The following is a 25,795-nucleotide window of genomic DNA, read 5'->3' on the forward strand; positions in this document are numbered from 1 at the left end:
CATGCGTGAGGAACTGTTCGGGCGGCTGGCCGAGCGCCAGACTCTCGACGATCTCCTGGCGGACGCCCGCGGCGGGCGCAGCGCGGTCCTGGTGCTGCGTGGAGAGGCCGGGATCGGCAAGACCGAACTACTGAAATACCTGGTGGGGCGATCGACCGGGTGCCACATCGTCAGAGTCACCGGAGTACAGGCCGAGATCGAGCTCTCGTACGCCGGACTGCACCAACTCTGCGCTCCCCTGCTCGGCGGTCTCGATCGCCTCCCCGGACCGCAACGCGGTGCGCTCTCCGCGGCGTTCGGGCTGCGTGGCGGCGAAGCACCCGATCGCTTCCTCGTCGGGCTGGCCGCTCTCAGCCTGTTGGCGAACGCCGCCGGCAATCAGCCGGTGGTCTGCGTGGTCGACGACGCGCAGTGGCTCGACCAGGTGTCGGCGCAGACCCTCGGCTTCGTCGCTCGGCGGTTGCTCGCCGAATCGATCCTGCTCGTCTTCGCCGTCCGGGAGCCCAGTCCGGACGAGACCTTCGGTGGCCTGCCCGAGCTCCACCTCACGGGGCTGACCGAGAGCGATTCCCGGGCGCTGCTGGAGTCGGCCGTCGCCGGCCCTCTCGACGAGCGCGTGCGGGACCGCATCGTGGCTGAGACCCGCGGCAACCCGCTGGCGCTACTGGAGTTGCCCCATGAGCTGAGCAACGCGGAGCTGGCGGGTGGCTTCGTACTTCCCGATGCGCGGCCCTTGTCGAGCCAGCTCGAGCACGGCTTCCTCCGCCGGGTGCAAGCGCTTCCGGCGGAGACGCAACGCCTACTCTTCATCGCGGCCGCCGAGCCGTTCGGTGACCTCCCGCTGGTACGGCGTGCGGCCGAGCGCCTCGGGATCTCCGTGGACGCCGCCGTATCGCAGGCCGAGGCCTCGGGCTTGATCGCCCTCGACGGCCGGCTGCGCTTCCGGCATCCGTTGGTGCGTTCGGCGGCGTATCGCGCCGCGGAGACGGAAGATCGGCGCGAGGTCCACCAGGCGCTGGCCGACGCGACGGATGCGCGGGTCGATCCGGATCGCCGGGCGTGGCATCTGGCGCGGGCGGCGTCGGGGCCTGACGAGTCGGTGGCGGCTGAGCTGGAGCAGTCGGCGGACCGGGCACGGGCTCGCGGCGGAGTCGCGGCTGCGGCCGCATTCCTGGAGAGGGCCGCAGGGCTGACTCCAGAACCCGTACGCCGGGCAGCCAGGACGCTGGCGGCGGCACTTGCGAAGTACCAGGCAGGTGCGTTCAGCGCGGCGCTCGAGTTGGCGGACGCGGCGGAGCTGGGGCCGCTTGACGAGCTCGGCGCGGCGAAGGTGACGCTCCTGCGCGGGGAGATCAGGTCCATCTCCACGAGTAGCAGCGCGGGTCTTCCGTTGCTGCTCGACGCAGCCAAACGGCTTGAGCAGCTCGACGCGGGACTTGCCCGTGCGACCTATCGCGATGCGCTGCACGCGGGCATCAACGCCGACGGGCTGACTGGCCGTGACACCGTCGCGGTCGCTGCGGCAGTGCTGGCCGCGCCGAGACCTGCCGTGCCGGCGCCCGGGGAGCTTCTCCTGGATGGTGTGGCGACGGCGGCGACGCAGGGGTATTCGGCCGGCGTACCGATGCTGCAGGAGGCGCTTGCGGCTTTCCGCGCCGGTGAAGTCCCGGCTGAGGAAGCCCTCGGCTGGCTACCGCTGGCCGCCCGGATGGCGGGAGACACCTGGGACTCGACCGGCTGGACCGTGCTGACCACTTCACTCGCCGAGCTGGCCCGCGAAACCGGGGCGCTGTCCGTACTACCGCTCGCACTCCTGCTCCAGGTGCCCAACCGGGCCTTCGCGGGCGAGCTCGACGCCGCCGAGTCCCTTGCCGCACAGGTGGTGGCCGTTGGGGAGGCGACCGGCGCGGGGTTCCTGGGGCCATACGGTTCACTGTTCGTCGAACCGTTCAGGGGACGGGAGGCAGCCACTCAGCGTGCGATGGACACGCTCAACCAGACAGTCCGCACCCGCGGGCAGCCGAAGGTCGAGCAGGACACCCTGTGGGCGGCGGCGGTGCTCTACAACGGCCTCGGCCGGTACGACGAAGCGCAACCGGCGGCCAGACGCGCGAGCGCGGACCCGGACGGCCTCGGCCTGTCCGTCAAGGCGGTACCGGAGTTCGTCGAGGCGTCGGCACGACTCGGACGGCCGGGCGATGCGCTCGACGCCGTACGGAAGCTCGGCGAGATGGCCGAGGCGACGGGGACCGACTGGGCGCTCGGTACGGCGGCTTATGTGCGGGCGCTGGTCAGCGAACAGGCCGACGATCTGTACCGCGAGGCGATCGAGCGGCTCGGTCGCACGGAGATGCGGATGGACTTCGCGCGAGCCCGGTTGTGTTACGGCGAATGGCTGCGGCGGGAGAACCGGCGGACGGACGCCCGGGCAGAGCTGGGTGCCGCCCACGAGCTGTTGAGCGGGTTCGGCGCGGCGGGTTTCGCCGAACGCGCTCGCCGGGAACTGCTGGCGACGGGTGCGACCGTCCGTCGACGGACACAGGCCTCGTACGAGTCGCTCACCCCGCAGGAGGAGCAGATCGCCAGGCTGGCCGGCGACGGGCTGACGAACGCCGAGATCGGTGCCCGGTTGTTCGTCAGCCCGCATACGGTCGACTGGCATCTGCGCAAGGTGTTCTCGAAGCTCGGCATCAGTTCGCGGCGGCAGCTTCGCAGTACCCTCTCGACGCCTGCCTAGTGGACGGACCGGGCCGCCTTCTCGATCACCCGGGTGGTGGTCTTGGCGTCGGAGATCAGGCCGAGGTGACCCTCGTCGAACTCGGTGACGTCGGAGCCGGCCCGCTTGGCCATCGTGCGCTGGACCGTCGGCGGGATGATCTTGTCGCCGGTGCCGATCAGGTACCAGGACGGGATGGTGCGCCAGGCCGGGGTGGCGGACTGGTCGGCCAGGCCGCCGAACGCTCCCGGTCGCTGGGTCGCGTAGACCATGGCCTTCTCGTCGTTGTCCAGGCCGGTGGCGAACGACGTGAAGACGGTCGACCTCTTGAGGAACAGGTCAGTGGTCGGCGTGGGCGGACCGGCCGGTACGAAGTCGAACACTGTCGTCGGATCGGGCACCGAGAGCGCGGAGTCCGGCCCGGCCATCTGCAGCGCGGTCTCGCCTTCGTCCAGGGCGAACGCGTTGACGTAGACGAGCGCCTTGACGTTCGGCAGTCCGGTGGCCGCGTTCGTCACCACGGCGCCGCCGTAGGAGTGCCCGACGAGGACAACGGGACCCGGGATCGTCTGTACGAAGGCCCGCACCGACGCGGCGTCGCCCGCGAGCGAGCGCAACGGGTTCGGGATGGCGCGGACCGGGTATCCGTCGTCGAGCAGCTGCTCGATGACACGCTGCCAGCTCGACGCATCCGCCCACGCCCCGTGCACCAGCACGATCGTCGGCTTCGGCGCACGACTGCCCTGGGCATCTGCACTCAACGACGGGGTCAAACTCGCCAACGCAAGCGCGGCAACCAGCACCGCCGCGGTCGAGATCCGCCGCCGGACCCGCCCGGTTACCTGTTCGAGGGAACTGGTCATCATCTGTCCTATTCCGTGCGAAGGACGACTCCACCAACCAGGAGCCGAAGGCGGCCACCTCCCGGCCGACTCACTCCTAAGACCGCGAACCACCCCACCCTGTGACACCTACTCCAAACCCCGCAGGAACCGCGACGACCGCCCGGCCTGGTCGACGTACCCGCGACTCCGGTAGAACGCATGGGCGTCTTCCCGGCGATCCGAACTTGTGACCTCCATCCGCACACACCCATGCCCCACGGCAAACGCCTCCGCCGCGCCGACCAACTCACCGCCGACGCCACAACCACGAACCCGCTCGAAGACGACAAGGGCCACGATGCGCGCCCACGATCCGGTGCGCTCGAAGAACGGGCAGACGTGAACCGCGATCAGGCCGGCCACCTCGCCGTCGTCTTCAGCGACGTAGGCCGCACTCGCGGGATCATCAGCCCAGCTCCGGATTCGGGCCGCCGTTTCCTCAGTGCCCTCCTGCGGGTAGCCGAGCTGGTGGAGCAGGTCGTTGACGGTGGCGGCATCGCAGGTGCGCGCCTCTCGGATCAGCATGCCCTCCAGTCAAGACCGTGGGATGTTGTCACAGCATCTCCGTTTTCAGTGCCGGGCGATGCTGAGGGCGATGGCTTCTTCGAGGGCGCTGAGGATGTAGGCAGGGACTTGCATTCCCTGGTGCCGGGCCCAGAGGAGTTCGCGTTCCACCAGGCTCACCTGGCGCGCGATCCCGTCCAGGTCGCGGTCGAACCCGAGCGCTCGGGCGACGTCGCCGAAGGCCGCGCGTTGGTGGCGGTTGTTGACGCCGACCAGGTCGAAGGAGTGCCGGCGGAGGATCCGGGTGAGGTGGAGTTGCCAGGGGCTGAGGCCCTCCTCGCCCAGGAGAGTCTCGGCCGACATGCGGTAGAAGGCGAAGTGGCCGGGTTCTTGGCGTCTGATCGGTGCGATGACGGTCTCGGCGATCGCGCGCTCCCCCATGGCGCCGAGACCGTCGAGCAGGCGGGAGTACGCGATGACCGCCGAGCGTTCGGTGGCCGCGCCTGTCAGGTAGTACAGAAGTCTGATGACCCCGAGCATGCCGGGCAGATGCGAGAGCACCCCGATCACCCGGATCCCCGGTCGTACGTTCGTGAGGTCGGCCGGGGCCGGCGTCATCCCGAAACCCTGCTGGACCGCGTCGAGAAGAATGCCGTGCTGCAACTCCTGCGGCGACCACACGTCCTCGTAGAAGAACCGATCCGTCTCCGTCGCATCGGGCATCAGCGCCCGCAACTCCAGCACGTTCCGCTCGACCTCGAGCTCGACCCTCGTCAGGTAGTTGAAGACCCCGCCGTACTTCCGGCGAACCCGCTCAGGATCGAGGATCGTAAGATCCGCCGCCCCGGGCGACAACGGCGGATGGTCCGCCGCGAACGTCTCGACAAACTGCCGGAGCCCATCGCGAGTGGCGCGTCTGGGCCCCGGCCGAATCTGTACCTGGCTCATACCTCCTAAGACCGAACCACTGCCCGGCCTGTGACATCACCCATCCCGGCTAGTCGTTGCAGGCCACCGGGTCGTCGAAGTGGCCGGGGGTGCCTGGGTAGGCGCTACCGGTGCCGTGGCCGTGGTCCTGGTTGTAGGTCAGGGCCAGTTCCCGGTACGCCGAGGTACCGGAGGTGGTCGCGTCCGTGGCGGCCCGGCCGGCGCCCGATCCCCAGGCGAGCGACTGGAGGAAGTTCTGCATCGCCGGCGAGTGCTGCCGGACGTCGTTGAACCCTCCGTACGCCGCGTTGCAATGGCTGAACAGGTTGTATGCACCGTTCCAGTCGATCAGCCGGTCGCCCGGGTTGGGCCCGTTCTCCGCCCGGTCGGCCTGCATGACGTCACGGTCCCAGCCGCCGTAGATCCAGTCCGTGCCCTGGTGGTGCTGGTTGTTGGTCAGCGTCTCGGGCGCGGCCGTGTCGTCGGCCTTGCCGGTCAGCTGGAACCACTCGCACGGGTCGACGGTGACGCCGGCCGTGGTGACCGGCCAGGCACCCGGCGCGCAGTTGCCCGGGTACGTACCGCGCGGGTTGAAGTCGAGGATGTCCGACCCGAGCACATCCTGCTTGGCCGGATCCGACTCGCCCACGCCTCCGAAGGTGTGGTCGACGAACCGGTCGTTCGTCCCCCGCGACTCCGCCTTGAAGACCCCACCGACCAGACAGTCCGGCGTGGCCGCGTCGAGGACCGGGTCACAGCCCTTGCCGCCCCACAGCACGTCCTCGCCGTCGTCGCCGAAGACCTGGTCGCCGCCGCTCTGACCATTGGCCAGGTCGTCGCCGAAGCCCGCATGGATGTTGTCCGCGCCCGGTCCACCCAGCAGCCGGTCCCGGCCGCCCTCGGTGATGCCGTCGTGCGGCATCTCGGCAGCTGTCGCGGCACCGATCCACTGGTCACCATCGACGTCGTGCTCCAAATCAGCCCGCCGGTCGTACAGGCCGCGCCGGAAGCCGATGTAGGTCTCGGCCGGTGGCGAGTTCGTGGAGATGCTGAACTGTGCCGGCAGGTCGCCGGTGTCCAGGTACTGGTTCACCACACCACCACGGTCACCCAGGATCGCATCCTCGCCGGCCTCACCGTTCACGGTGTCGTCGCCGAGTTCACCGTAGAGATCGTCGTCGTCCGTACCGCCGAGGATGGTGTCGTTCCCGTCCTGGCCCCAGATCCCGTCGTTGCCGGCCTCGCCGTACAGGGTGTCGTTGCCGAAGGCACCGGCCGCCTCACACGTTGCCTGTACCTCCGTACAGAACCGCGTGCTCGGGTCACCGAGATCCGGGTCGTGGGTCCGGGCCACCGTGGCCCCGGCGGGCGGAGTCCCGTTCGGGTAGCGATCGGCGTAGACCCGCTCGGTCTGGCCGGTGATCGTCCGCATCAACGACCCGTTGTCACCCAGTACGACGTCATCGGCGCCGTCCGCCTCGATCGTGTCGCCGGTGTCGCGGAAGCCCTTCGCCGAACTTCCACCGATCAGGTCGTCCTGTCCGTCGGGAGCACTCGCGCCCTCGAGCAGAGCGGCCGCGCTGGGCGTCCCCGGCCAACCGGGATCGGCCAACGGGGCAACGGTTGTGAAGGGCGAATCACCCGCGAGCGAGAGATCGCCGCGCACCACGTCTGCACCGCCGTTGCCCTCGACGTAGTCGGCGTGGGCGCCACCGGAGATGAAGTCGCCACCGTCCTGACCCCAGATCGTGTCGACCCCTTCGCCGCCGGAGAGCCGGTCGACGCCGAACCGGTCAGCCGGTCCGGGGACGAGTTTGTCGGCGCCCAGGTCGTACAGGTCGACGATCCGGGCGGCCATCGGCGTACCGGCGACCTTCGTGCCCTGCCGAACCGTCGCCCGGGTCGGTGTCTGCCCAGCTCCTGGCCGCTGGACCTGACCATTGTCACCGGTGACGACGTCGTCGCCAGGCCCGCCGAAGATCGCGTCGGCAGTGTCCAGCTGACCCACGCCCGCCGTCAGCTGGGTCGAGCTACCACCGACGAGGTCGTCGTCCGCGGCATCGCCCTCGACCCAGTCGCTCGCCTGACCACCCTCGACATAGTCGTCGTCACCGTCGCCCTTGGCCCGGTCCTCACCGCCCTGGCCGTAGAGCACGTCCTGCCCGTCGCCACCGGACATCTGGTCGTTGCCGGACGTGTTCGCGACCGGCGTCAGCCCGAGGTCGAGCAGCGAGACCGTATGACCGGAAGCGAATCCGCGCTGCCTCGTCACCGGCGTGGTCGCCGCCGGATCCGTCGTCAGTCCGAGGACCGCGTTGTCACCGGCGATCAAGTCCGGACCGGCGTCGCCGAACAGCACGTCACCAGTGTCCGGCCGGCCCACACCAGCAGTAGCCTGCTCGAACGAGCCACCGGCGATCGCATCCTCACCATCGTTGCCATGGACAACGTCCGCGGCGTTGTTGCCTTCCAGATGGTCGTTGTCGCCGTTGCCGTTCACCTGGTCAGAACCAAGACCGCCGTACGCCGTGTCGTCGCCGTCGCCGCCGAAGATCCGGTCGCCGGTTCCGGCCGCCGGAGTCGCCCCGTCGAGGTCGACCGGGACGGCCGGCGGATCGGCCGGGTTGGCCGGGTCGTCGACGGTGCCGTTGTCGCCGATCAGCCGGTCGTTGCCGGTGTCGCCGTACAGGTCGTCGTCACCGTTGTCTGTCCGGCCCGCGGCCCGGGTACCGCCGTAGACGAGGTCGTCGCCGGCTCCACCGGTCGCCCAGTCCTCGCCGTTGTTGCCCTCGATCACGTCGGCGTCCGTACCGCCGTACGCGACATCGTCACCGGCGTTACCGAAGGCCTGATCCAGCCCGGCGTCGCCGTACAGGACGTCCGTCTCGGTACCACCCCAGAGCTGGTCGGCGTCGCCGCCACCACGCAGGGTGTCTTTGCCCTGTTGACCGCAGGCCAGGTCGTTGCCCCCGGCAAGTTCGGCCAAGTCGTCGGCACCACCCGCGGAGACGGTGTCGATGCCGGCGCCGCCGAGGATGCGGTCGTTGCCGTCACCGGTGCCCGCGCTGGTGCTTTCGTCCACGGGGTCGGAGGTCACCGGCGTACCGGGCTTGCAGAGCTCGGCGTCGATGCGCTTGTCGCCGAACATCTTCGCCGGTCCGTCGCCGCCGATCAGGTGGTCGTTGCCGAGGCCACCGACCAGGGTCTTGGCGTTCGACGGCGCGCCCGCGGGCAGCGGCAGCTTGGTCACCGATCTGGTGAGTCCGTACCCGTCGTTCGGTCCGTCCGTCCCACTGACCTCGGCCGGCTCGGCGATGACGTAGTCGTCACCGGGACCGCCGTACACCTCGTCCGTACCGAAGCCGCCCAGCAGGCTGTCGCGCCGGCCGCCGCCGATCAGCTTGGCGGTCTGGTCACCCTGCGAGTGGCTGGTGATGTTGTCGAAGCCCTGGCTGCCCCAGACCTTGTCGCTACCGGTGCCGGTGTCGACCGTGTTCGTCGCCGGGTCGGCGCCCGTCAGGTCGACCGGGCCGTCCTCGTCGACCCCGAACTCGGTCTCGGTGGCCGTGAAGATGTGGTCGCCGTTCGAGCCGCCGGTGATCCGGTCGTTGCCCTGGCCACCCACGATCGTGTTGATGCCGGCCTTCTTGGAGCCGTCGGGCTGGTCGGCCGCGACCCCGATCTTGTCGTTCCCGCCGTTGCCCACAGCCTTGTTGGTACCGAGTCCGAGCCCGATCGTGTCGTCGCCCGCCGGCGCGACCTCGGGCTGCGTCGCCGGGTCGGCGATCGACTCCCAATTGAAGACCGAGCTCAGGTCCGACGTACCGCCGCCGTCCTGGGCGTTGTGGGTCACCTGACGATTCTTGCGCGCGGTCCCCAGCGAGGAGTCGCCGCCGACCACGTCGTCACCGTTGCCGACCGTGATGGTGTCGTTCCCGGATCCGCCCGCGACCGTCGCCTTGGACGTCGCGCCGCCGGTGTCACCGGTGACGATGACGTCGTTGCCGCCGCGGCCATCGACGTACGAGAGTCCGCGGCCGGTGGTGATCACGTCATCAGCGTTGCCGCCGATCACCACGGCGTCCTTGTCGTACACGGCCGGGGTCTTGCCGGCGTTGTCGTCGGTGGTCTTCTTGCCGTCGCCGATGAAGGTGATGTTCATCGGCTTGGCGTAGCCCTCGCCGTCGACGACGACCCGCTTGAGGTTCGGATCGAGGTACTCGCGCCGTTCGCCGAGCATCTCCACCGCGAAGCCGTCGAAGTCGCCGTTGGCGCCGGTCGCGTCGGTGGGCTTCTGGGCGTAGTGCAGCGAGATCACCTTGACGGTGTCCTTCTCCACCGCCGCGGCCTCGTTGCCCCAGGGCGCGCCGCGCTGGGCGTTCTTGCCGAACTGACCTGCGTACACCACCACGGTGTCGCCGACCGTGCCGCCGAGTTTCGGCGGTGGCGGTTCACAGTCGGGTTTCACGGAGAAGTCGAGCAGCGTCACATCGGCCAGCGTGAAGCTGAACGAGACCGAGAAGATGCTCACCCCGATGGTGATGTAGACCCGCAGGAACAGCGACAGCCGGCCGCTCACCGTGAACAGGCACAGCGGGTTGTTCAGCGCCGCATGCAGGAACTCGCTGACCCGGAACTTGCCGTCGTCGTTCGGGTCGTTCCAGTAGAAGCCGATGGTCAGCCGCAGGCCGCCCTCGATGCCGACCGTGATGATCACCGCGCTGACCGCGGCGCCGGCCGCGATCTCACCGGTCAACTGGACCACCGGGATCGGCGTACCGGCATCGTCGACGGTCTTGAAGAACAGCCCGTCCATCACGTCGACGGCATCGATCGGTGCGCCGTTCTGCGCCGCCTCGACCGCCTTGCGGATCCCGTACGTGTCCAGGCCCGCCACGATCCGCAGGCTGACGCTGGCCGAGCCGGCGAGCGTCACGAAGACCGGCGGCGGCGCGTACACCGGCCCGAAGGCCTGCCGCCAGCTGAAGCCGAGGGTCAGCGGGCCGGAGTCGAACTCGACCAGGGTGACGTCGCCGCCCATCAGCAGGTTGAACGCCTTGGCCGGCTGCTCGAGGATCGGGAAGGTGATGCCGGACTTCTCCGCGTCACCCTTGTCGGCCGCCAGCCCGGTCCCGCCGAAGACCGGTTTGCCGGCCGCGTTCGGGTTGTCGTTCTTGGCGTTGAGGTTGCTCTTCACCTCGGTGCCGGACTTGGGGTTGACGGTCTTGTACATCTTGTCCGCCGTGGTCGGCGAATTGCTGGTGTCGAGTGCCTTGTCACCGGCGATCTCGAAGTCGCCGAGCGGGACATAGCAGTCGTGTGGATCGGCCGCCGAGCAGCTGGGCAGCCGGTTGATGAACTCGATCACCGACTTGATCGTGTCGACGAAGTCGAGCTTCGGCCCGCCGGCGATCGTGCTGAACGACTTGGCCAGCGTCATCAACGTGACGTCGCCGCCACCGGCCATCCGGCTCAGGTCGGACAGTACCGGGATCGGCGCGTAGAGCGTGTCCATCACCGGCTGCAGGGGTCCGGTGACCCGCTTCATCTCCTTGACCACGTCGCCGAGCAGGCCCTCGAAGAAGCTGCCGGCGCTGATACCGACGTCCTTGAAGGCGATGTACGGCGCACCGGAGTCCTGTGGCGCCTTGTTGTCGAAGGCCCAGGTCAGCTGGAAGTTCGCCCGGACCCCCGGGAAGGCGGAGTCCACCTGCGCCTCGACGATCCAGTCGATCGTGAAGCCACCGGCCAGCGAGACGCCGAACAGTTCGCCGCCCTTGCCCAGGTCGGTGAACTTGATCTTCGCGTTCTCGTCCGGCGTACAGGCGGCCTCGTCGCCCTTGAAGCAGCTCGCCTCCCCCGGCGCCTTCAGGTCGATCTGGAACGCGCCGGCGAACAGCGACTTGGTCGCGTCGTGGCCGGTGCCGGTGGCCTTGTCCACGTTGATCTTGATGAAGGCCAGCTCGGCCACCATCGTGTCCGGCAGATCGAAGGCGAGGCCGACCTGCAACTCCGGCAGCGCCTTGTTGTCCGGGCCCCAGCCGTCGTGAGTATTGATGAAGAACCCGTCGGCCTTGGTCAGCCCGAGCTTGAAGTGCAGCGCGAAACCGGCGTCCACGGTGATGCCGTCGGTGCCGTCCTTGCCCTGCCGCAGCGCCAGACCCGGGATGCCGATGTCGAGGGGCAGCGAGGTGTGGAAGCACGGCTTCGCAGCGCCGGTGCTCTCGCAACCCTTGGCCGGGCTGACCTTGCCGCGCTGGGCGGTGAACTCGAGGAAGACGCCACCGATGTCGTTGATGCCGCAGACCTCGAGGTCAGGCTCGGTCGTCGCCGCGGTGTAGTCGGCTGTCGTGTCCGCACCCTTGTCGTCGTAGGCCAGCGCGTTGCCGGCCTTCTTGACCAGCTTGAACGCACTGTCGCCGGGTGCCTTGCGAAGGATCTTGTACCCCGTCGCGTTCGCCACCGACGCCCAGGTGACGTGGTTGTAATGGGTGCCGTCGAGAGTGGCAGCGCCCTTGGCCGTCTGGCCCGGATCACTGGGAACGGTGTCGCCCGCCGTACCGTCGCCAGAGCCTTGGTACGCGACCACCTTGTACTCGTACGTCGCCGTGCCCGTGTCGGCCGGGTTCTCCGCGACGGTCGGAGCGGCCGCCTTCGCCAGCGTCGCCGTGCAGTCGAAGTCGACGCTCACCTCGGTCGCGGCGATCTGTACCTCGGCCAGCGCCGCCGCGAGCTTGGTGTTGATGAAGTCCTTGAACTCCTTGGAGTTCGCCGGCCGGCCACCACCGGGCAGCTCGTTCCAGATCGAACTGCGCAGCTTCGTCCGCAGGTCCCCGATGAAGTCGGCGCCCTGTTGCAGGTCCTCGCCGACCAGCGGCAGCTTGCCCTGGAAACTCGCCGTCCGGAACGCCTGCTCGACGGCGGCGAGATAGCCCTCCAGGCCGTCGCCGAAGTTCTTGAAGTCCAGCAGGGCGTCGGCCAGCCGCTGGCCGAGATCGGCCGGCAGCTCGAGTTCCTTCTTGGCCCCGTCAGGAGCCGGCAGGTTGTCGTCGAGATCGACCAGGTCGGCCGGGTTCGTCGAGTCGGGGACGCGCAGCGCGATCTGGCCGATCGGTACCCAGCCGTTGTCCGCGCCGGAGTTGTTGAGGAAGATCGGCAGGCTGCCGCAGACCATCAGCGGTGTGTCCAGCGTCTCGCCACAACTGACGGTGCCGTTGGTGGCGTTGAAGTTCACTCCGACCGCGCCGATGAAGTCGCTGAACGACACCGGGGTGTCGGCGGTCGCGCCGGACTTGGCCAGCGCGATGCTCAGGTCCGCCTTGGCCTGCGCCTTCTCGCTCGCCGGCGCGCCTGCGGTCGGGTTTCCCAGGGAGATCGACAGCGGACCGACGACGCCTTGCACGGTACCGTTCGTCAGCTCGGCCTTGGCGCCGACGCTGATCGAGGAGTCCTCCAGCACCTTGAGCGCCGTACCGTCCGCCGGACCCGCACCGGGCGCGAGCGGGATGACCAGGCCGACCTTGACCCGGCCGTCGACCTGGACCTGGGCCAGGCCGGTCGCCTGCGCACCGGCGAAGGTCTGGTCACCGCCATTGAGGTTGCCCAGGGCAAGCTTGATCGGAGAGGCAGCACGGTAGCCACGCTTCCAGTCGACGTCGAGCACCAGGTTCGGCTTGCCGTCCTTGTCCAGGTAGCGGAACTTCACGCTGTCGGTGCCGAGACCCTTGTTCAGCAAGGCGACGGCGTCCTGGATGTTGTCCGGGGTGTTCGCGAGCAACTGATCGGTGACGTCGTCGAGGGCCGAGCGCATCATGTACGGCGTACCGGCGGCTGGTGCCGACTCCCACGCCTTGGTCAGGGTCAGCGTCTTCCCGTCCGGCGAAACGGCCTGGATGATCCCGACCTGGGTACCGACCACGATCGAGCGGCCGACCAGCGTGCTGGTGAACAGGTTGCCACCGGCCCGGGTGTTGTCGACGACGGTGTTCGTGCCGTAGCTGACGCCGGTGCCCGCGTTCGACTCGTCGCTCACGAGCAGGTCGCGCAACGACTTGCCGAGGCCTGGGATGTCCTTGTCGAAGACACCACCGCCGGCCGATGGGTTGGAGTCGGCGAGCTGCTTCGACAGCGTCTGCAGGGTCTTGATCAGCGCGGTGAACAGCGCCTTCGGGTCGTCGGCGTCGAAGTCCAGCTGGAAGATCTCAGCCAGGTCGGAGGTGTCGAGGTCGACCGAGGTGGGGTCGGTGAGGTCGCCCCACTTCGCGGTGAGCTTCGTGGTCGCACCGGCCGGGAGGAACTGTTCGGCGTCCGGGACGGCCACCGTCAGATCGCCGTACGCGCGGACGTTCGCGTCGATGTCGAGCAGGTTCTGCGGGCTGTCCACGAGTTGCTTGAACAACTCGGACAGGCGCAGGTCGTGCTGGGCGTCGCCCTGTTGCTTCAACGCGACGGACAGCATGTGGCCGGACGGCGTACCGGCTGGGCAGGTGTCGCCCAGAGAGGAGTTGCAGACCTTCAGCTGGCCGGTGAGGTGGACCTTGAAGAAGCCCGCGTTTGCGGTCAGGTCGACGGCGGTGTCGATCGGGAAGTCGGCGGAGAACAGCGAGCCGCCGGTCCGGATCATCACCCGGTCGGTGTTGAGCGGCAGGGCCGGTACGACGATGTCGAGCGGGCCGTTGTGCTGCGTGAACGGGCACGCCTGGGTGGAGCCGAGGAATCCGTTGCACGCGGCACCGGTCTTGGAATCCTGCAGGTCGAGCACCAAGGTGACCGAGGCGGTGAACGACGGCGTCACCTTGGCGAACGTCTGGTCCGCGTTGGCGTTGACGATGCCGTGCCCACCGGAGTCGATCCGGTTGGCCAACGTCACCGCGCCGACGTGCGGCTCCGCGCCCGCGATGACGTACGGCGAGTTGACGGGCGGCTGGCCGCCGGCCCAGTCCGCCTTCAGGGTGATGGTGCTCGCGTCGTTGCTCGCCACCTCGCCGGCGCTCGTACCGGCCACGACCCGACGGCCGAGCCACTGGTTCGGTTGCCAGCCGGCCCCCGCCACGGTCAGCGTCTTCGCACCGTACGCCGCGGTCTTGCCGGAGGCCTCGATGCTCACCGGGTCGAGCTCGACCGGGCTGACCGGGGCGGTCTTGGTCATCCCGACGGTCAGGGCGAGCTTGCTGGTGGTGGCGTCCCAGACCAGATTGCTCAGTGAGATGTCGGATGCGTCGTCGAGCTTCTTCAGCAGGTCCTGCAGCGAGGTGAAGGTCGGCTTGCCCGCCTGGGCCGGATCCTCGCCCGCGTAGTTCGGGTCGGTCGGGCCGGGCACGGTGTTCTTGGCCAGGAAGTCCTTCAGCACGGCGTTGATCTGGATCGCGTCGGCGAGCGTGCCCTTCATGAACGGCAGGTCGAGGTCGCCGGTGCTGGGCAGTGGCCCACCCTGGTCCGGGTCGAACTTCGCCTTCTGGATCGCGGTGAGGGTGGCGACGACTTGGGCCAGCCCCTCGGCCAGGTCCTGCAGGCTCATGTTCTGGAAGCGGCCGACGGTGCTCGCCAAGTCGGGGGCCGTGACTACCGGCGTACCGGTCCCGATGTCGTTCCAGTCGACCTGAACGGTCGCGCTGATGTCGCTGGGTAGCGCCGCCGGGATGCCGGCCGCGGCCGCGCCGAGCTGGAAGGTCGCGTGCACCGATCCGCGCGAGCCGGCGTCGGTGGCATCGATCGGCTGCGATCCCTCGGGGTCGAGACCGACCGTGACCAGCCCGTCGAGCGAGCCGGCCTGGGCCAGCTCGCCGTTGCCGCTGAAGAACAGTTTGCCGTCGTTGTCCGGGTCGCTGACCGTGCCGACGAAGTGTGCGTCGACATCGAGTGAGGAGCCGGTCAGGGAGACGCCGAGGATACCGATCGCGGCCTTGGCCGTGGCGTTCTCGATCCCGGCGTGGGCATCGACGTCGAGCCGCGGCGTGGCGGTGGACCTGACCAGATAGACCTTGTCGTCGCCCGTGCCGGTCCACACCAGACTGAGCGCGAGCCGCGACTTCAGGGCCACCGTCACCCCGTCGGAGACCGCGAGCTCGACCTTCGGCGAGGCGCTGCTGAGTCGCAGGTCCTGACCGGTGGCGGTCTTGTCGACGGTGGCGACGATGTCCAGCTTCTTGCCGTTGCCGAGGTCGCTCACGTCGGTTTTGAGGTGGCCGGTCCGGCCGCCGTCGATGGTGATGTCCTTGTCCACCGACAGATCGCCGAAGTCCGTTGCCGACTGCAACTCGTCCGTGATCGCCTTGCCGAACAGGTCGTTGAGTCCGAGCAAACCGCCTGGGCTCGCACCGACCAGCGGTAGCGGTTCCTTCAGCTTGTCGACAGCGCCGAGACCGGAAGTCCATGCCGCCAAACTGTCCGGCGACCCACCGACCCCCAGCATCTTCAGCAGGTCATCGACACCGTCGTCGGCCGCTCGGGCCGGTTGAGCGGTGTAGACCAGCATCGCGACCAGCAAACTGATGGCCACGGCAACTGAGATCAGCTTCGACGACGCAAGACGCAACAGACCCATCAGAGTCCACCCCCGCGACCCAGGGCCCGCGCTCCCCCCACGGTCGCGCGATGGGCGACCCCCCGGTCACTGCCTCGAAAAGTAAGCCACCCACAGTAACCACGCAATACCTCAGCCGAACTTCAACAACCGTTCACCCAGATCGCACGCCTGACAACCTCCGCCCCCCGCCCTTTCGGGAACCACGCCGCCCTCCAGTCCGTGTCGGATCGCCAGGTCCCATCCCTGTAGTACTCATCAATCGCTCTCGCCAGCAACGAGCCAGCCCTCTGCCGGCTCACGGCGGTGTGAGTCGCCGGCTCCCAGGCAGCGCCCGGTGGTTCGTGCAGTACTGCGTCCCTCAGGTCTTCATCCGGGCTCGCCAGCAGTTCCTCGGCCGTTCGGTACCAACTCCAGAGCAGCTGGTCGTCCGCGGACTCGACAGCACTCCTCAACACCGCGCTCAGAACATCCCGCGTCAGCACGTTGGCCACACGCCGGTCGACTGGTTCGGACCCCACGGTGTCGTCGATCGCTTGCCGGTACTCCGGGAAGCGGTCCGCCAGGTAGCCGGAGTACTCCGCGAGCCGTGGCACGACCGGCTCGCACCCGTTTGCGCGCAGATCGGCGCGCGTGACGGGACCGGCGTACCGGCAGACCCACGACCACCAGCGAGGCGTGTACAGGTACGACGTAACCCGGATCGCCGCAGCGTCCCGCACGTCCCTGCTCAGGACAGGTGCGCATCGCCTCCGACACCTCGAAACACCGGCAGATGAGCCCCGGATCGCTCCCCTCCTCCAACGCAGGCTCGAACACCGGCCACCAAAACCCCGACGACACATACCCGTACACCCGAACCGCCGGCTCATCCCGATACTCCAGCCGAACCCCCTCAACAGCCTCGGCCGTCTCCGGCAGTACCTCCACCAGATAACCCGGCAGATCCTCCGCACTCATTGATGCCAAATCAACTCCGGGGTGAGGAGATAGACAGAGGACAACCGCCCGCACAGCAGCAAAGACAGAATAAACACCACGCCAGGAAAAAGACGGCCCCTTGGTGACAGCCGGATCGCTACAGCCGCCAGAACCATGGCGGCCACCGATAGCAACGTCGCAACCAGCAATGCGTCCGGATCGACGACCCGCGCGAGCTCAGGAGACTCCATCCCGGAGTACTTCTCCAACGGCAAGAGGAATCCGAGCACAAGCGCAGCCACGGCTCCCACGACAGCGACGTCACTCAACACCCCGCCTGTGGGCAGCCGCCCATCATCCTGCCGGAACTCCCGCACGGCTAGCTACCGCCGTCGGCGAGGAGCTCGCCATGGCCTATCGACCAAAGTCTCACCGAAACCACCGTGCGAGCATCCCGTCGAACTCCTCCGTCGACAGCTCCCCATCCGACAGCCTGCGCCACGCCCCCGCCTCCAGCAGCACCCGCAACGGCGTACCGGGGAACGCACGCTTGAAGTAGAACACCACGGCACTCTGTGTCAGACCCCCGTCCAAGTGATCCGCCAGGATCTCCGCGAGCCCACTCGGCGAGGTATCCCGGCCAGAGGCTCTCAGCAGCGCGACCAACTCATCATCATTCATCGAGCGAACGCCTCGATCTCTATCGCCACAGCACCGTCCTGATCGCCTGGCCGGGGAGAGGTCTGTCCCGTCAGCCTCGATGGTCACGTCGGCCGCGCCCCACCCGGACCGTCGCGCCGAGAAATGCTCATGCGTTCACCCCAGTGGGCCGCGGGACTCGGCGAGTTCGCAGAGGACGGAAATGAGGTGGCCGCGCCGGTGGGCCAGGATCGGCTGACCGCCAGGCTGGACCGACGAGACCACGAACTCGCCCCTGTCCGCCTCCGACGCGATGAATCCCAGCAGGTCGGTCATCGACCGCGCGATCACCACCTTCCGATCCTCGTCCCGCCCGAAGTTGATCACCTGCCCCCGGACACCACCCGGTCCCGGCGCCAGGTCCAGCCCGATGTAGTTCGCGTCCATGCTCACCTTCAGAACCGACAGCCACCCAGCGACCGAATACTCCAACTGAACGGCCCCCGGCGGAAACGATTCGGAGCAAGAACTCAACTCCCGCATCTCCGCGTCGCCCGTCTCCGCTCGGAGTGACGACCACATCATCCACTGCTTCAACGACCTCTCCACACCAAGGAACAGCAGCCCACCGATCGTCCCTCCACTGGGCTCTGCACCGGATTCGCCATCATGAACCTTCCAGAGCTCCCTCAATTCACCAGGCAACTCCACCCCAACAGCTTCTTCGTACCGTCCAAGCTCCGCATCAGCCGCCGGCCCCCGCAACGCACCAGCCAAGCTGGGCGCTACCCCTTGCAGCCAAGGCCGGTACGACGCAAAGAACCCATCCAGGTTCATGAATCACACCCAGCCAGCCCGGATCGCCAGCGAGGATTCGTCCCATTCCTCACCTCAGCGCCGAGACGAACACCTTGCACGACGTCCCTCCCGCCTCCGCGAAGATCCCCCGCCAGTTCAGCCAGTTCCGCGAGATGGCCGAGAACCGCCTCGCGCTCCGCCAGTTCGACCGGGAGACGGTCAACCGCGTCCGCGACCAAGCGATCCGCAAGCCAGGATCGGACCATCGAGCGATCGATCGGACCCAGTTCCTCCAGCGAGAACCACCCGAGATTCTCGTCGACGATCTCCCTCAGCGCCGACTCGAGTCGCCGGTCCAGTCCAGCGTCGTCCGCGAGCCTGGTCAGCACCCACCGAAACAACCAAGACGACGCCGACCAGCCCCCGCCGCCCACTCTCATCAAGCCAGCCATTCATGTCACCGTACACAGTCAAGAGGCAAGTTGATCGACGATGTCATGTGACGTGTGGGGTGTAGCCAAGAGCTTCGGCGCCGGCTCCGTCGCCTACTTGTGCTGAGACCTGCCGCCGGGCGAAGTAGAGCCTTTCGTGGAATCATGCGATCTCATGGACGCGCCGTTCGTGCAGTCGGATCCTGCGCCCCTACCGATACAGATTGACTGGGATGCGGTGGAGTCCTGGCTGGGTCTTCGCCTGCCTGCTGACTACAAGGCCCTGGCTACCGAGTACGGGCCGCTGCTCATCGGTGAATGGCTTTGGCTTCAGACGCCCTGTGCCAAGCCTGGCCGCTTCGACTACGGAGACTGGCTGAAGGAAACCCACAAGCTGTGCCGGGCACGGTCGAAGGACGCTCCGCCACACACACCGCCGCCGTTCCACCCGAAACGAGGTGGACTACTCGCCTGGGGAATGACCCGTTCGGCCAGCTACCTGCTCTGGGACACAGCAGCATCCACCGACCCCGACCAATGGCCGGTGGTCGTCATGGACAGCGACGCCGTCAACAACGGCCTCAACCCCTGGCACAACTACCACATGCCACTCTCAGAACTGATCGCCGCCGTAGTAAGCACCGGCGTCCCCCTGCCCAGCAACCAGCAACTCGGCCCGCTACCACCCACAGCGCAGCGCACCTCGTATCTGGTCGATGCCGGCCCCTGGACCCCGCCGCGTCGTACGCCCGTCCCGAAGAAGGCCCGGCTCACCGCGCTCAAGCAAGGCACTGGCCTGGCCACGCTCCAGCTACTCGTCCCACCACCGGCCAAGCCGTACCTGGGAGACGGCAGCTGGGACCAGCTCTTCGAGGAGCTAGGCACCCGGCTCCCCACCGACTACATCGAACTGATGGACACCTACGGGGCCGGCTGCTGGTCGGAGTGGCTCAACTTCGTCACGCCGCTGCGCACCAACGGTCGTGGGTTCGCGCACCACGCCGAAGAGATACTTGGCGGGTACGCCGATCTGCGGGCGGAGTATCCGGAATTCCAGCCACTTGCGGTCTGGCCGGAGCCCGGCGGATTCCTGCCGTTCGCCAACTCGGTCGAGGGCGACGTACTGGGCTGGCTCACCCAAGGATCGCCCGACGAGTGGCCACTGATCGTCTATCCACGCCACGCCGAACAAGGCCCACCGTTGCAGCACACTCTCGTCGACACACTGCTCGCCTGGCTCCGCGGCCACCTCGACACCGCCGGTTTTCCCGGCCAAGACGACGAGGTTGATCCGTTGGACCACATCCGATTCGAGCCAGGCAGCGACAAATCACACTGGTGACGACCATACCCAGCGTTCCTATCGCTCCCGCGACCGGAATCCGTCCCAGCGCTCTACGCGACGCCTCAGCGTGCGAACCTGCTCCTCTGCTGCCGGGAACCACTCGATCAGAACAGACGGCGATCTGCTGACGTCAGCGCAGGCTAAAGCGTCCGGCCGTTCACGGTCGCGGTCCGGAAGGCCGTCAGGACTGCTGTTCCGAGGTCGGCCGCGTCACGCCAGTCCGGAACGGACGACGACTCACCCTGGTGTGTGCCACCCCGGTCTTTGTGCATCGGCCAGATCGACAGCGCGTACGTATCCGCGCCGCCCTGCAGATTCACCGTCAGCGACTCCGCGTAGAACGGCGCCCATTCGGCGATCCCGGCGTACGACAAGAACTCGTCCACTGCATGCCGAGGATCCTCGTCCAGCGTCCGCGGCAAGATCGTCAGCATCTCCGCCACCGTGGCCCCGACCCGATACGCATCGCTGCGGGCAGGCAACCTGGCAAAAGGCCGAGTCATCGGAACCGCGGTCCGATCCCGCCGCTGCCGGGCCGAGTGCAGCAGAATCTCGTCGCGGTAGACATATCCGCTCACAATGAGCGGCACCCCCAACGTCTCTTCGTACTCCGGGCCGAAGCCACCAACCTGCCGCCGCCACGGCACACCGACCACCGCATCCAGCCGAGCTCGCAACAACGTCCCCGCCAACTCTTGCGTCCACCGCGCCCGCCGATCGGTGTTCAGCACCACTGGCACGACATGGTCGACGAAGAATTTCTGCAGCATCTCGTCCGGACCGCCGAGCGCCCGCTCGACGACTCCGAACCACCGACCGAGCATCTCCCGGTCTCCCGTGCTCACACCGGTCAGGAAGATCTCGTCCACGAACACCTCGGCAACCACCATGTCCGCGGTCACCACAACGGGATGGTTCCGGACTCGTACGGCCCAGATCGCCGCCTGATACGCGGGAAAGTCCTGCTCCAGGCATCCCGGAAGCGACCGGCAGGTCAGCGGCACGTCCACCGCCGCGATACTACGACGCGCCAGCCATCGACGGCCAGGACGCTCCGGTGCAGAACGCCACCAACCTGCCGGGCTGTCACCTTTCCGCGGATTTCCCGATCGCAGGTGGACGAGGCCCGGGCCAACGGCCATTGGCCGACGCAGAGTAGCGAGGCGGTAACCCAGGCAGACATGGATTTCCTGGCGGTGCCAAGGGGGGCGGCGGGCGAGTAGGATCCCGCGCTTGTGAAGTCTTTCCCCGCCCGGAAGCCGGTTTTCGTCGATTCGTCCGGGCAGCGTCATCGCACCGTCCGCCGACTCGGGGCGATCCTTGCCGTCCCGGCAGGCGGCTATGTCTTGCTGCTGGTGAGCAGCATGCTCGGTGGGCCACAGGTGGACACGCCGTTGATCCCCCTGCCCGAGGCCGTCAAGCACCAGCCGGCGCCGCGGGTGACGAAGGCGCCGGAGCGGGCGGCGGAAACCCCGGAGCCCAGCGAGTCGGTCCGTACTCCGGACAGCTCCCTCCGCCCGGTGGTCGCGGAGACGTCGGCGCCCAGCTCCCAGGGGTCGGGCACTCCGACATCGACTCCTCCGACACCAACCCCTCCGGCGTCGACCCCCTCCGCGCCGACATCCACACCGACGACGTCCACGCCAACCGTCGTACCGAGCAGCACTCCGACGACTACCCCCGGCAAGAACTCCGGCCACGGTAAGCCGAGCGTTCCACCCGGGCGAACGAAGACACCCGGCAAGCCGTGACCCGGGCTCGTCGCGCTCGCCAGGTACCGCTCCGGACACATTGGGTGATGCTGACCGTCCTGCTGGTCGGCCTGTCCGGCGCACTGCTGCTGAACGGCTACACCCACCACCTGTTCGGCAGCGCGCCCGACGGATCGGTGACAGCGACCGGCCCACACGATGGCGTGCCGGCCGCGATCGCCGACGGCGGTCCGGTCATCGACGCCGGCACGGGTGCGCCCCGGGCCGTCCGGCCGAAGGCGCGGACGATCGCGATCACCTTCGACGACGGACCCGATCCGGCCTGGACACCCCAGGTGCTCGACCTGCTCCGGGCCCAGAAGGTCAAGGCCACCTTCTTCGTCGTCGGCACCGAGGTCGCCGCCCACCCCGAACTCACCCGCCGAATAGTTGCCGAAGGCCACCAAATCGGCATCCACACCTTCACCCACACGAATCTGAGCTCGGCGCCGGCCTGGCGGCAGGGGCTCGAGCTCCGCCAGAGCCAGCTGATCCTGGCCGGCGCGACAGGCGTCAGTACGCCGCTGCTGCGACCGCCGTACTCGTCCGAACCCGACGCGCTGACCGATGCCGACTGGGCGTCGATCAAGCGCGCCCGGGACGCGGGCTATCTGACCGTCCTGACCACTCAGGACAGTGAGGACTGGCGCCGCCCCGGCACGACCCAGGTCATCGCGAACTCGATGCCCAAGGGCACCAGCGGCCAGATTCTGCTGATGCACGACGCAGGTGGTGACCGGAGCCAGACGGTGGCCGCGCTGCAGAAGCTGATCCCGGTCCTGAAGGCCCGCGGCTACCGGTTCGCCACCGTCAGCGACGCCGTCGGCATGGCGCAGCCGGTCCACCCCGCGAGCGCGATCGAGCACGGCCGCGGCATGGCCCTGATCGGTGCGATGCGGCTGAGCGACGGCATCCTGACCGTACTCACCTGGCTCCTGTACGCCGCCGGCGCGCTGAGCGTGTTGCGCGCCGTGGCCACCGTGGTCGCGGCCCGGCGCCATGCCCGCGAGCGGTACTGGTCGTGGGGCGACCCGGTCACCGAACCCGTCTCGGTCATCGTGCCGGCGTACAACGAGTCCGCGGGGATCGAGGCATCGGTCAGGTCGCTGGTCGCCTCGGACCATCCGGTCGAGGTGATCGTCGTCGACGACGGTTCGACCGATGGCACCGCCGACCTGGTCGAGTCGCTGGCGATTCCCGGCGTACGGGTGATCCGGCAGGCGAACGCGGGCAAGCCGGCTGCCCTCAACACCGGGCTGCAGGCGTCGTCGCACGAGTTGGTCGTGATGGTCGACGGGGACACCGTCTTCGAGCCCGATGCGGTCCGCATGCTGGTGCAGCCGTTCGCCGACCCGGCGGTCGGAGCCGTGTCCGGCAACGCGAAGGTCGGCAACCGTGGCGGGTTGCTGGGGCGCTGGCAGCACATCGAGTACGTCGTCGGCTTCAACCTGGACCGCAGGCTGTTCGATCTGGCCGAGTGCATGCCGACCGTGCCCGGTGCGGTCGGCGGGTTCAGGCGTGGCGCGCTCGAGCGGATCGGCGGTCTGAGCGACGTCACGCTCGCGGAGGACACCGACCTGACGATGGCGCTGTGCCGGGACGGCTGGCGGGTCGTGTACGAGGAGCGCGCCCGCGCGTGGACCGAGGCGCCGGCCAGCCTCGGCGCGCTCTGGCGGCAGCGCTACCGCTGGTGCTACGGCACGCTCCAGGCGATGTGGAAGCATCGCGGCGCCTGGATCCAGCGCGGCCAGGCCGGCAAACTCGGCCGGCGCGGGCTGACCTACCTGATGCTCTTCCAGGTTCTGCTACCGCTGCTCGCGCCAGCCGTGGACGTGTTCGCGATCTATGGGCTGGTTTTCCTGAACCCGTTGCGAGTCGGTCTGGTCTGGACCGGTTTCCTGGCTCTGCAGCTCGGCATGGGCCTGTACGCCTTCCGGCTCGACGGCGAGAAGGCCGGGCCGCTGTGGAGCCTTCCGCTGCAGCAGTTCGTGTACCGCCAGCTCATGTACCTGGTCGTCATCCAGTCGGTCTTCACCGCGCTTGCCGGCTCCCGGCTGCGCTGGCAACGGATGGAGCGGTACGGCAGCCTGGGCGTCCCGCCCACGGCTCCGTCCACCGAAGGATTTCCCTGAGTTTCCCGATTTTTCCGCGTTATCGCTTCCGAATCAGGAATAAGGCCCGCATCATTCCGGCAACCGGCCGCCCGCCCAAGCGGCCCGATCCGGAGAGGCGCTCCCGATGCGATCTTTCACTCCCCGTCTCCGCGTACTCGCCGTCACCCTGGCCGGCGCCGCGCTCGTCTTCAGCCCGGTCGGCGGTCAGGCGACCGCCAAGGCACCAGCCGAGCAGAAGGCCGACTGCTTCGTACCGCCGGCCGGCTCGGCCGCCAAGGGCGGCCGGGGCGCTGACACCCGCGACATGACCGTCGCCGAGCAGAAGGCGGTCGAGGCCCGGACGGCTCAGTTGCTGAAGGCCAAGGCCGCGCGTGGCGTCGCCGTACCCCAGGGTGCGCTGGCAGCTGCGACCGTCCCGGTCTACGTCAACGTGATGCGCGATGCCGCCGGCAACGGTGACGTCACCGACACGCAGATCTCCCAGCAGATCGCTGTGCTCAACAAGACGTTCGGCGGTCAGGAGTCGTCCGCGGCGGCCAACACCGGCTTCACCTTCACGCTGGCCGGTACCTTCCGGTACAACAACAACAACTGGCACAAGGACAAGCAGAGCTCCACGTACCGCAAGCAGACCCGCAAGGGCGGCAAGAACGCGCTCAACATCTGGCTGGTCGACTTCTCCTACCTCGGCATCGCGACCTTCCCGTGGGACTACGCGCAGAACCCCGGTATCGACGGTATCCGCGTGCAGTACACGTCGCTGCCCGGCGGTTCGGCCACCAACTACAACCTCGGCGAGACCGCGACCCACGAGGCCGGCCACTGGTTCGGGCTCTACCACACCTTCCAGGGCGGTTGCACGAGCACGAACGACGAGGTCTCGGACACGCCCGCACAGAGCAGCTCGACCAACGGTTGCCCGGAAGGCCGCGACTCCTGCTCGCTGCCGGGCCTCGACCCGATCCACAACTACATGGACTACTCGTACGACTCCTGCTACAACCAGTTCACCCCGGGGCAGAGCACCCGGATCAGCACCATGTGGACGGCGTACCGCGCCTGACACACCGGCCCACGACAGCCGCCCCGGGTCCGTACCGGGGCGGCTGTTGCATTTGGCAAGGACTTTCCACATGCGTTGCTAGTTGACCAAGGCAACGAAAAGCGCATACTGCAGTGGAGATCCCTTCCTGAATCGAGGCCGTGATGGCACAGACAGGTAGTCACTCCCGCATGGGCACGATCGTCGCCACGGCCGGAGCGTTGTCGCTGTTGTCAGGTGCGACCGCGCTGGCCGCACCTGCGATCGCCCCCGTCGACTCGGGAGCTGTTGCCGCGGCCCCGCAGGCCGATCCGCCCGGGAACAACGGCACGATCAAGATCGAGGGCACCGACATCCAGAGCGGGCCGCCGGACAACAACCCGCACCAGGGCTGCACCTTCGTGGTCGAGTTCTACAACTACGACCAGGGGAACCTGAGCGCGACCGTGCTCTTCCAGGACCAGGCACCGACCGCGAACGGTGGCCTGCAGGTGGAGTCCGGTGACCTGACGCCCTTCATCGGCGGCGATCCGGCCGGCGGCGGCAACGATCTGGACGCGAAGGAGACCTACACCCTCTCGTTCAGCGGCCCACCGCATCCACAGCAGGGCTACCACGTGAAGATCACCGTGCACGCCCAGGGTTCGATCGGTGCGGACACCAAGCACAAGGTCTTCTGGGTCGAGGGTTGTACGCCGCCCACCACGCCGCCCACCACGCCTCCCACCACCCCGCCGACCACTCCGCCGACCACTCCCCCGACCACGCCGCCCACAACGCCGCCGACCACTCCGCCCACCACGCCTCCCACCACCCCGCCGACCACTCCTCCGACCAGTCCGCCCACCACACCTCCCACCACGCCGCCGACCACCCCGCCCACCACACCTCCGACGACCCCGCCGGTCACGCTGCCCACCGACGTACCGAGCTCTCCGGCGACGTCCACGACCAGCGCGCCGGTCGCACCGACCACCACGGCGCCGACGACCGGTGTGCCGACAGCGGTCGACGCGGGTCTCGCCGGTAGTACAGGCGACAACAGCTCAGACGGCAGACCGCTCAACGCACTCGGCGGAGGGCTGCTCGCGGCCGGTGGTCTGATGCTGGCAATAGGCGCCGCACTCGTGCTCCGGCGCCGGGGCAGGCACAGTAGCTGACGTGACCAACGCCCGGTGACGCGGACGACCCGACCCACTTC

General features: G+C 68.2%; 16 protein-coding genes. 5 read left to right on the plus strand and 11 right to left on the minus strand.

All coding sequences use genetic code 11. The features are described from left to right. The first annotated feature begins 1 nt into the window (after position 1). Positions 2–2,737 (plus strand): helix-turn-helix transcriptional regulator, encoded by a 2,736-nt coding sequence (locus tag ABD768_RS03285; RefSeq protein ID WP_344837149.1) that lies wholly within the window; start codon positions 2–4, stop codon positions 2,735–2,737. On the opposite strand, the gene ABD768_RS03290 is transcribed toward ABD768_RS03285, so the two are convergent. The 9 genes from ABD768_RS03290 to ABD768_RS03330 form a co-directional block, all read right to left on the minus strand. Next, on the minus strand, positions 2,734–3,579 hold the full coding sequence (locus tag ABD768_RS03290) for an alpha/beta hydrolase (RefSeq protein WP_344837152.1): 846 nt from the start codon (positions 3,577–3,579) through the stop codon (positions 2,734–2,736). The genes ABD768_RS03285 and ABD768_RS03290 overlap by 4 nt on opposite strands. A 108-nt stretch (positions 3,580–3,687) precedes the next feature. Beyond that, a complete protein-coding gene (locus ABD768_RS03295) occupies positions 3,688–4,125 on the minus strand; it encodes a GNAT family N-acetyltransferase (protein ID WP_344837155.1) in 438 nt (145 codons plus the stop codon). 45 nt (positions 4,126–4,170) lie between these two features. Further along, a complete protein-coding gene (locus tag ABD768_RS03300) occupies positions 4,171–5,052 on the minus strand; it encodes a GTP-binding protein LepA (protein WP_344837159.1) in 882 nt (293 codons plus the stop codon). Between the two features lie 49 nt (positions 5,053–5,101). Next, on the minus strand, positions 5,102–15,574 hold the full coding sequence (locus ABD768_RS03305) for a calcium-binding protein (protein WP_344837162.1): 10,473 nt from the start codon (positions 15,572–15,574) through the stop codon (positions 5,102–5,104). Between the two features lie 122 nt (positions 15,575–15,696). Then, positions 15,697–16,275 carry a hypothetical protein gene (locus tag ABD768_RS03310; RefSeq protein WP_344837164.1) on the minus strand — a complete coding sequence of 193 codons (579 nt, stop codon included), beginning with the start codon at positions 16,273–16,275 and terminating at the stop codon, positions 15,697–15,699. A gap of 234 nt (positions 16,276–16,509) precedes the next feature. Next, a complete protein-coding gene (locus ABD768_RS03315; protein WP_344837167.1) occupies positions 16,510–16,776 on the minus strand; it encodes a hypothetical protein in 267 nt (88 codons plus the stop codon). 127 nt (positions 16,777–16,903) lie between these two features. Further along, a complete protein-coding gene (locus ABD768_RS03320) occupies positions 16,904–17,155 on the minus strand; it encodes a hypothetical protein (protein WP_344837170.1) in 252 nt (83 codons plus the stop codon). 135 nt (positions 17,156–17,290) lie between these two features. Further along, the gene (locus ABD768_RS03325) at positions 17,291–17,950 is read right to left on the minus strand and encodes an SMI1/KNR4 family protein (protein WP_344837173.1); all 660 of its coding nucleotides are present in this window, start codon (positions 17,948–17,950) and stop codon (positions 17,291–17,293) included. Continuing rightward, a complete protein-coding gene (locus ABD768_RS03330) occupies positions 17,947–18,363 on the minus strand; it encodes a hypothetical protein (protein ID WP_344837176.1) in 417 nt (138 codons plus the stop codon). The genes ABD768_RS03325 and ABD768_RS03330 overlap by 4 nt, the downstream gene beginning before the upstream one ends. Before the next feature lie 217 nt (positions 18,364–18,580). On the opposite strand from ABD768_RS03330, the gene ABD768_RS03335 reads away from it, so the two are divergent. Further along, a complete protein-coding gene (locus ABD768_RS03335) occupies positions 18,581–19,684 on the plus strand; it encodes an SMI1/KNR4 family protein (protein WP_344837179.1) in 1,104 nt (367 codons plus the stop codon). 143 nt (positions 19,685–19,827) lie between these two features. Here the strand turns inward: ABD768_RS03335 and ABD768_RS03340 are convergent, their stop codons facing one another. Then, positions 19,828–20,697, minus strand: a complete 870-nt coding sequence (locus tag ABD768_RS03340) for a hypothetical protein (protein WP_344837182.1) — start codon at positions 20,695–20,697, stop codon at positions 19,828–19,830. A 329-nt stretch (positions 20,698–21,026) separates the two neighbouring features. Continuing rightward, positions 21,027–21,374, minus strand: a complete 348-nt coding sequence (locus ABD768_RS03345; RefSeq protein ID WP_344837185.1) for a hypothetical protein — start codon at positions 21,372–21,374, stop codon at positions 21,027–21,029. A gap of 111 nt (positions 21,375–21,485) precedes the next feature. Between ABD768_RS03345 and ABD768_RS03350 the strand changes: the two genes are divergently transcribed. The 3 genes from ABD768_RS03350 to ABD768_RS03360 all read left to right on the plus strand — a co-directional run bounded on the left by ABD768_RS03350 (position 21,486) and on the right by ABD768_RS03360 (position 25,754). After that, positions 21,486–23,570, plus strand: a complete 2,085-nt coding sequence (locus tag ABD768_RS03350) for a bifunctional polysaccharide deacetylase/glycosyltransferase family 2 protein (protein ID WP_344837188.1) — start codon at positions 21,486–21,488, stop codon at positions 23,568–23,570. A gap of 106 nt (positions 23,571–23,676) precedes the next feature. Next, positions 23,677–24,615: a zinc metalloprotease gene (locus ABD768_RS03355; RefSeq protein ID WP_344837190.1), complete on the plus strand. Its 939-nt coding sequence runs from the start codon at positions 23,677–23,679 to the stop codon at positions 24,613–24,615. A 170-nt stretch (positions 24,616–24,785) separates the two neighbouring features. Next, the gene (locus tag ABD768_RS03360) at positions 24,786–25,754 is read left to right on the plus strand and encodes a hypothetical protein (RefSeq protein ID WP_344837193.1); all 969 of its coding nucleotides are present in this window, start codon (positions 24,786–24,788) and stop codon (positions 25,752–25,754) included. Positions 25,755–25,795 lie beyond the last annotated feature (41 nt).

Origin of the sequence: Kribbella ginsengisoli (assembly GCF_039537185.1) — a bacterium.
GTDB lineage: Bacteria > Actinomycetota > Actinomycetes > Propionibacteriales > Kribbellaceae > Kribbella > Kribbella koreensis.

What these genes read in the sequence shown, in the direction of transcription:
- ABD768_RS03285 (WP_344837149.1), top strand. Translation starts at nt 2, where the DNA reads ATGCGTGAGGAACTGTTCGGGCGGCTGGCCGAGCGCCAGACTCTCGAC.
- ABD768_RS03290 (WP_344837152.1), bottom strand. Translation starts at nt 3,579, where the DNA reads ATGACCAGTTCCCTCGAACAGGTAACCGGGCGGGTCCGGCGGCGGATC.
- ABD768_RS03295 (WP_344837155.1), bottom strand. Translation starts at nt 4,125, where the DNA reads ATGCTGATCCGAGAGGCGCGCACCTGCGATGCCGCCACCGTCAACGAC.
- ABD768_RS03300 (WP_344837159.1), bottom strand. Translation starts at nt 5,052, where the DNA reads ATGAGCCAGGTACAGATTCGGCCGGGGCCCAGACGCGCCACTCGCGAT.
- ABD768_RS03305 (WP_344837162.1), bottom strand. Translation starts at nt 15,574, where the DNA reads ATGGGTCTGTTGCGTCTTGCGTCGTCGAAGCTGATCTCAGTTGCCGTG.
- ABD768_RS03320 (WP_344837170.1), bottom strand. Translation starts at nt 17,155, where the DNA reads ATGAATGATGATGAGTTGGTCGCGCTGCTGAGAGCCTCTGGCCGGGAT.
- ABD768_RS03325 (WP_344837173.1), bottom strand. Translation starts at nt 17,950, where the DNA reads ATGAACCTGGATGGGTTCTTTGCGTCGTACCGGCCTTGGCTGCAAGGG.
- ABD768_RS03330 (WP_344837176.1), bottom strand. Translation starts at nt 18,363, where the DNA reads ATGGCTGGCTTGATGAGAGTGGGCGGCGGGGGCTGGTCGGCGTCGTCT.
- ABD768_RS03350 (WP_344837188.1), top strand. Translation starts at nt 21,486, where the DNA reads ATGCTGACCGTCCTGCTGGTCGGCCTGTCCGGCGCACTGCTGCTGAAC.
- ABD768_RS03355 (WP_344837190.1), top strand. Translation starts at nt 23,677, where the DNA reads ATGCGATCTTTCACTCCCCGTCTCCGCGTACTCGCCGTCACCCTGGCC.
- ABD768_RS03360 (WP_344837193.1), top strand. Translation starts at nt 24,786, where the DNA reads ATGGGCACGATCGTCGCCACGGCCGGAGCGTTGTCGCTGTTGTCAGGT.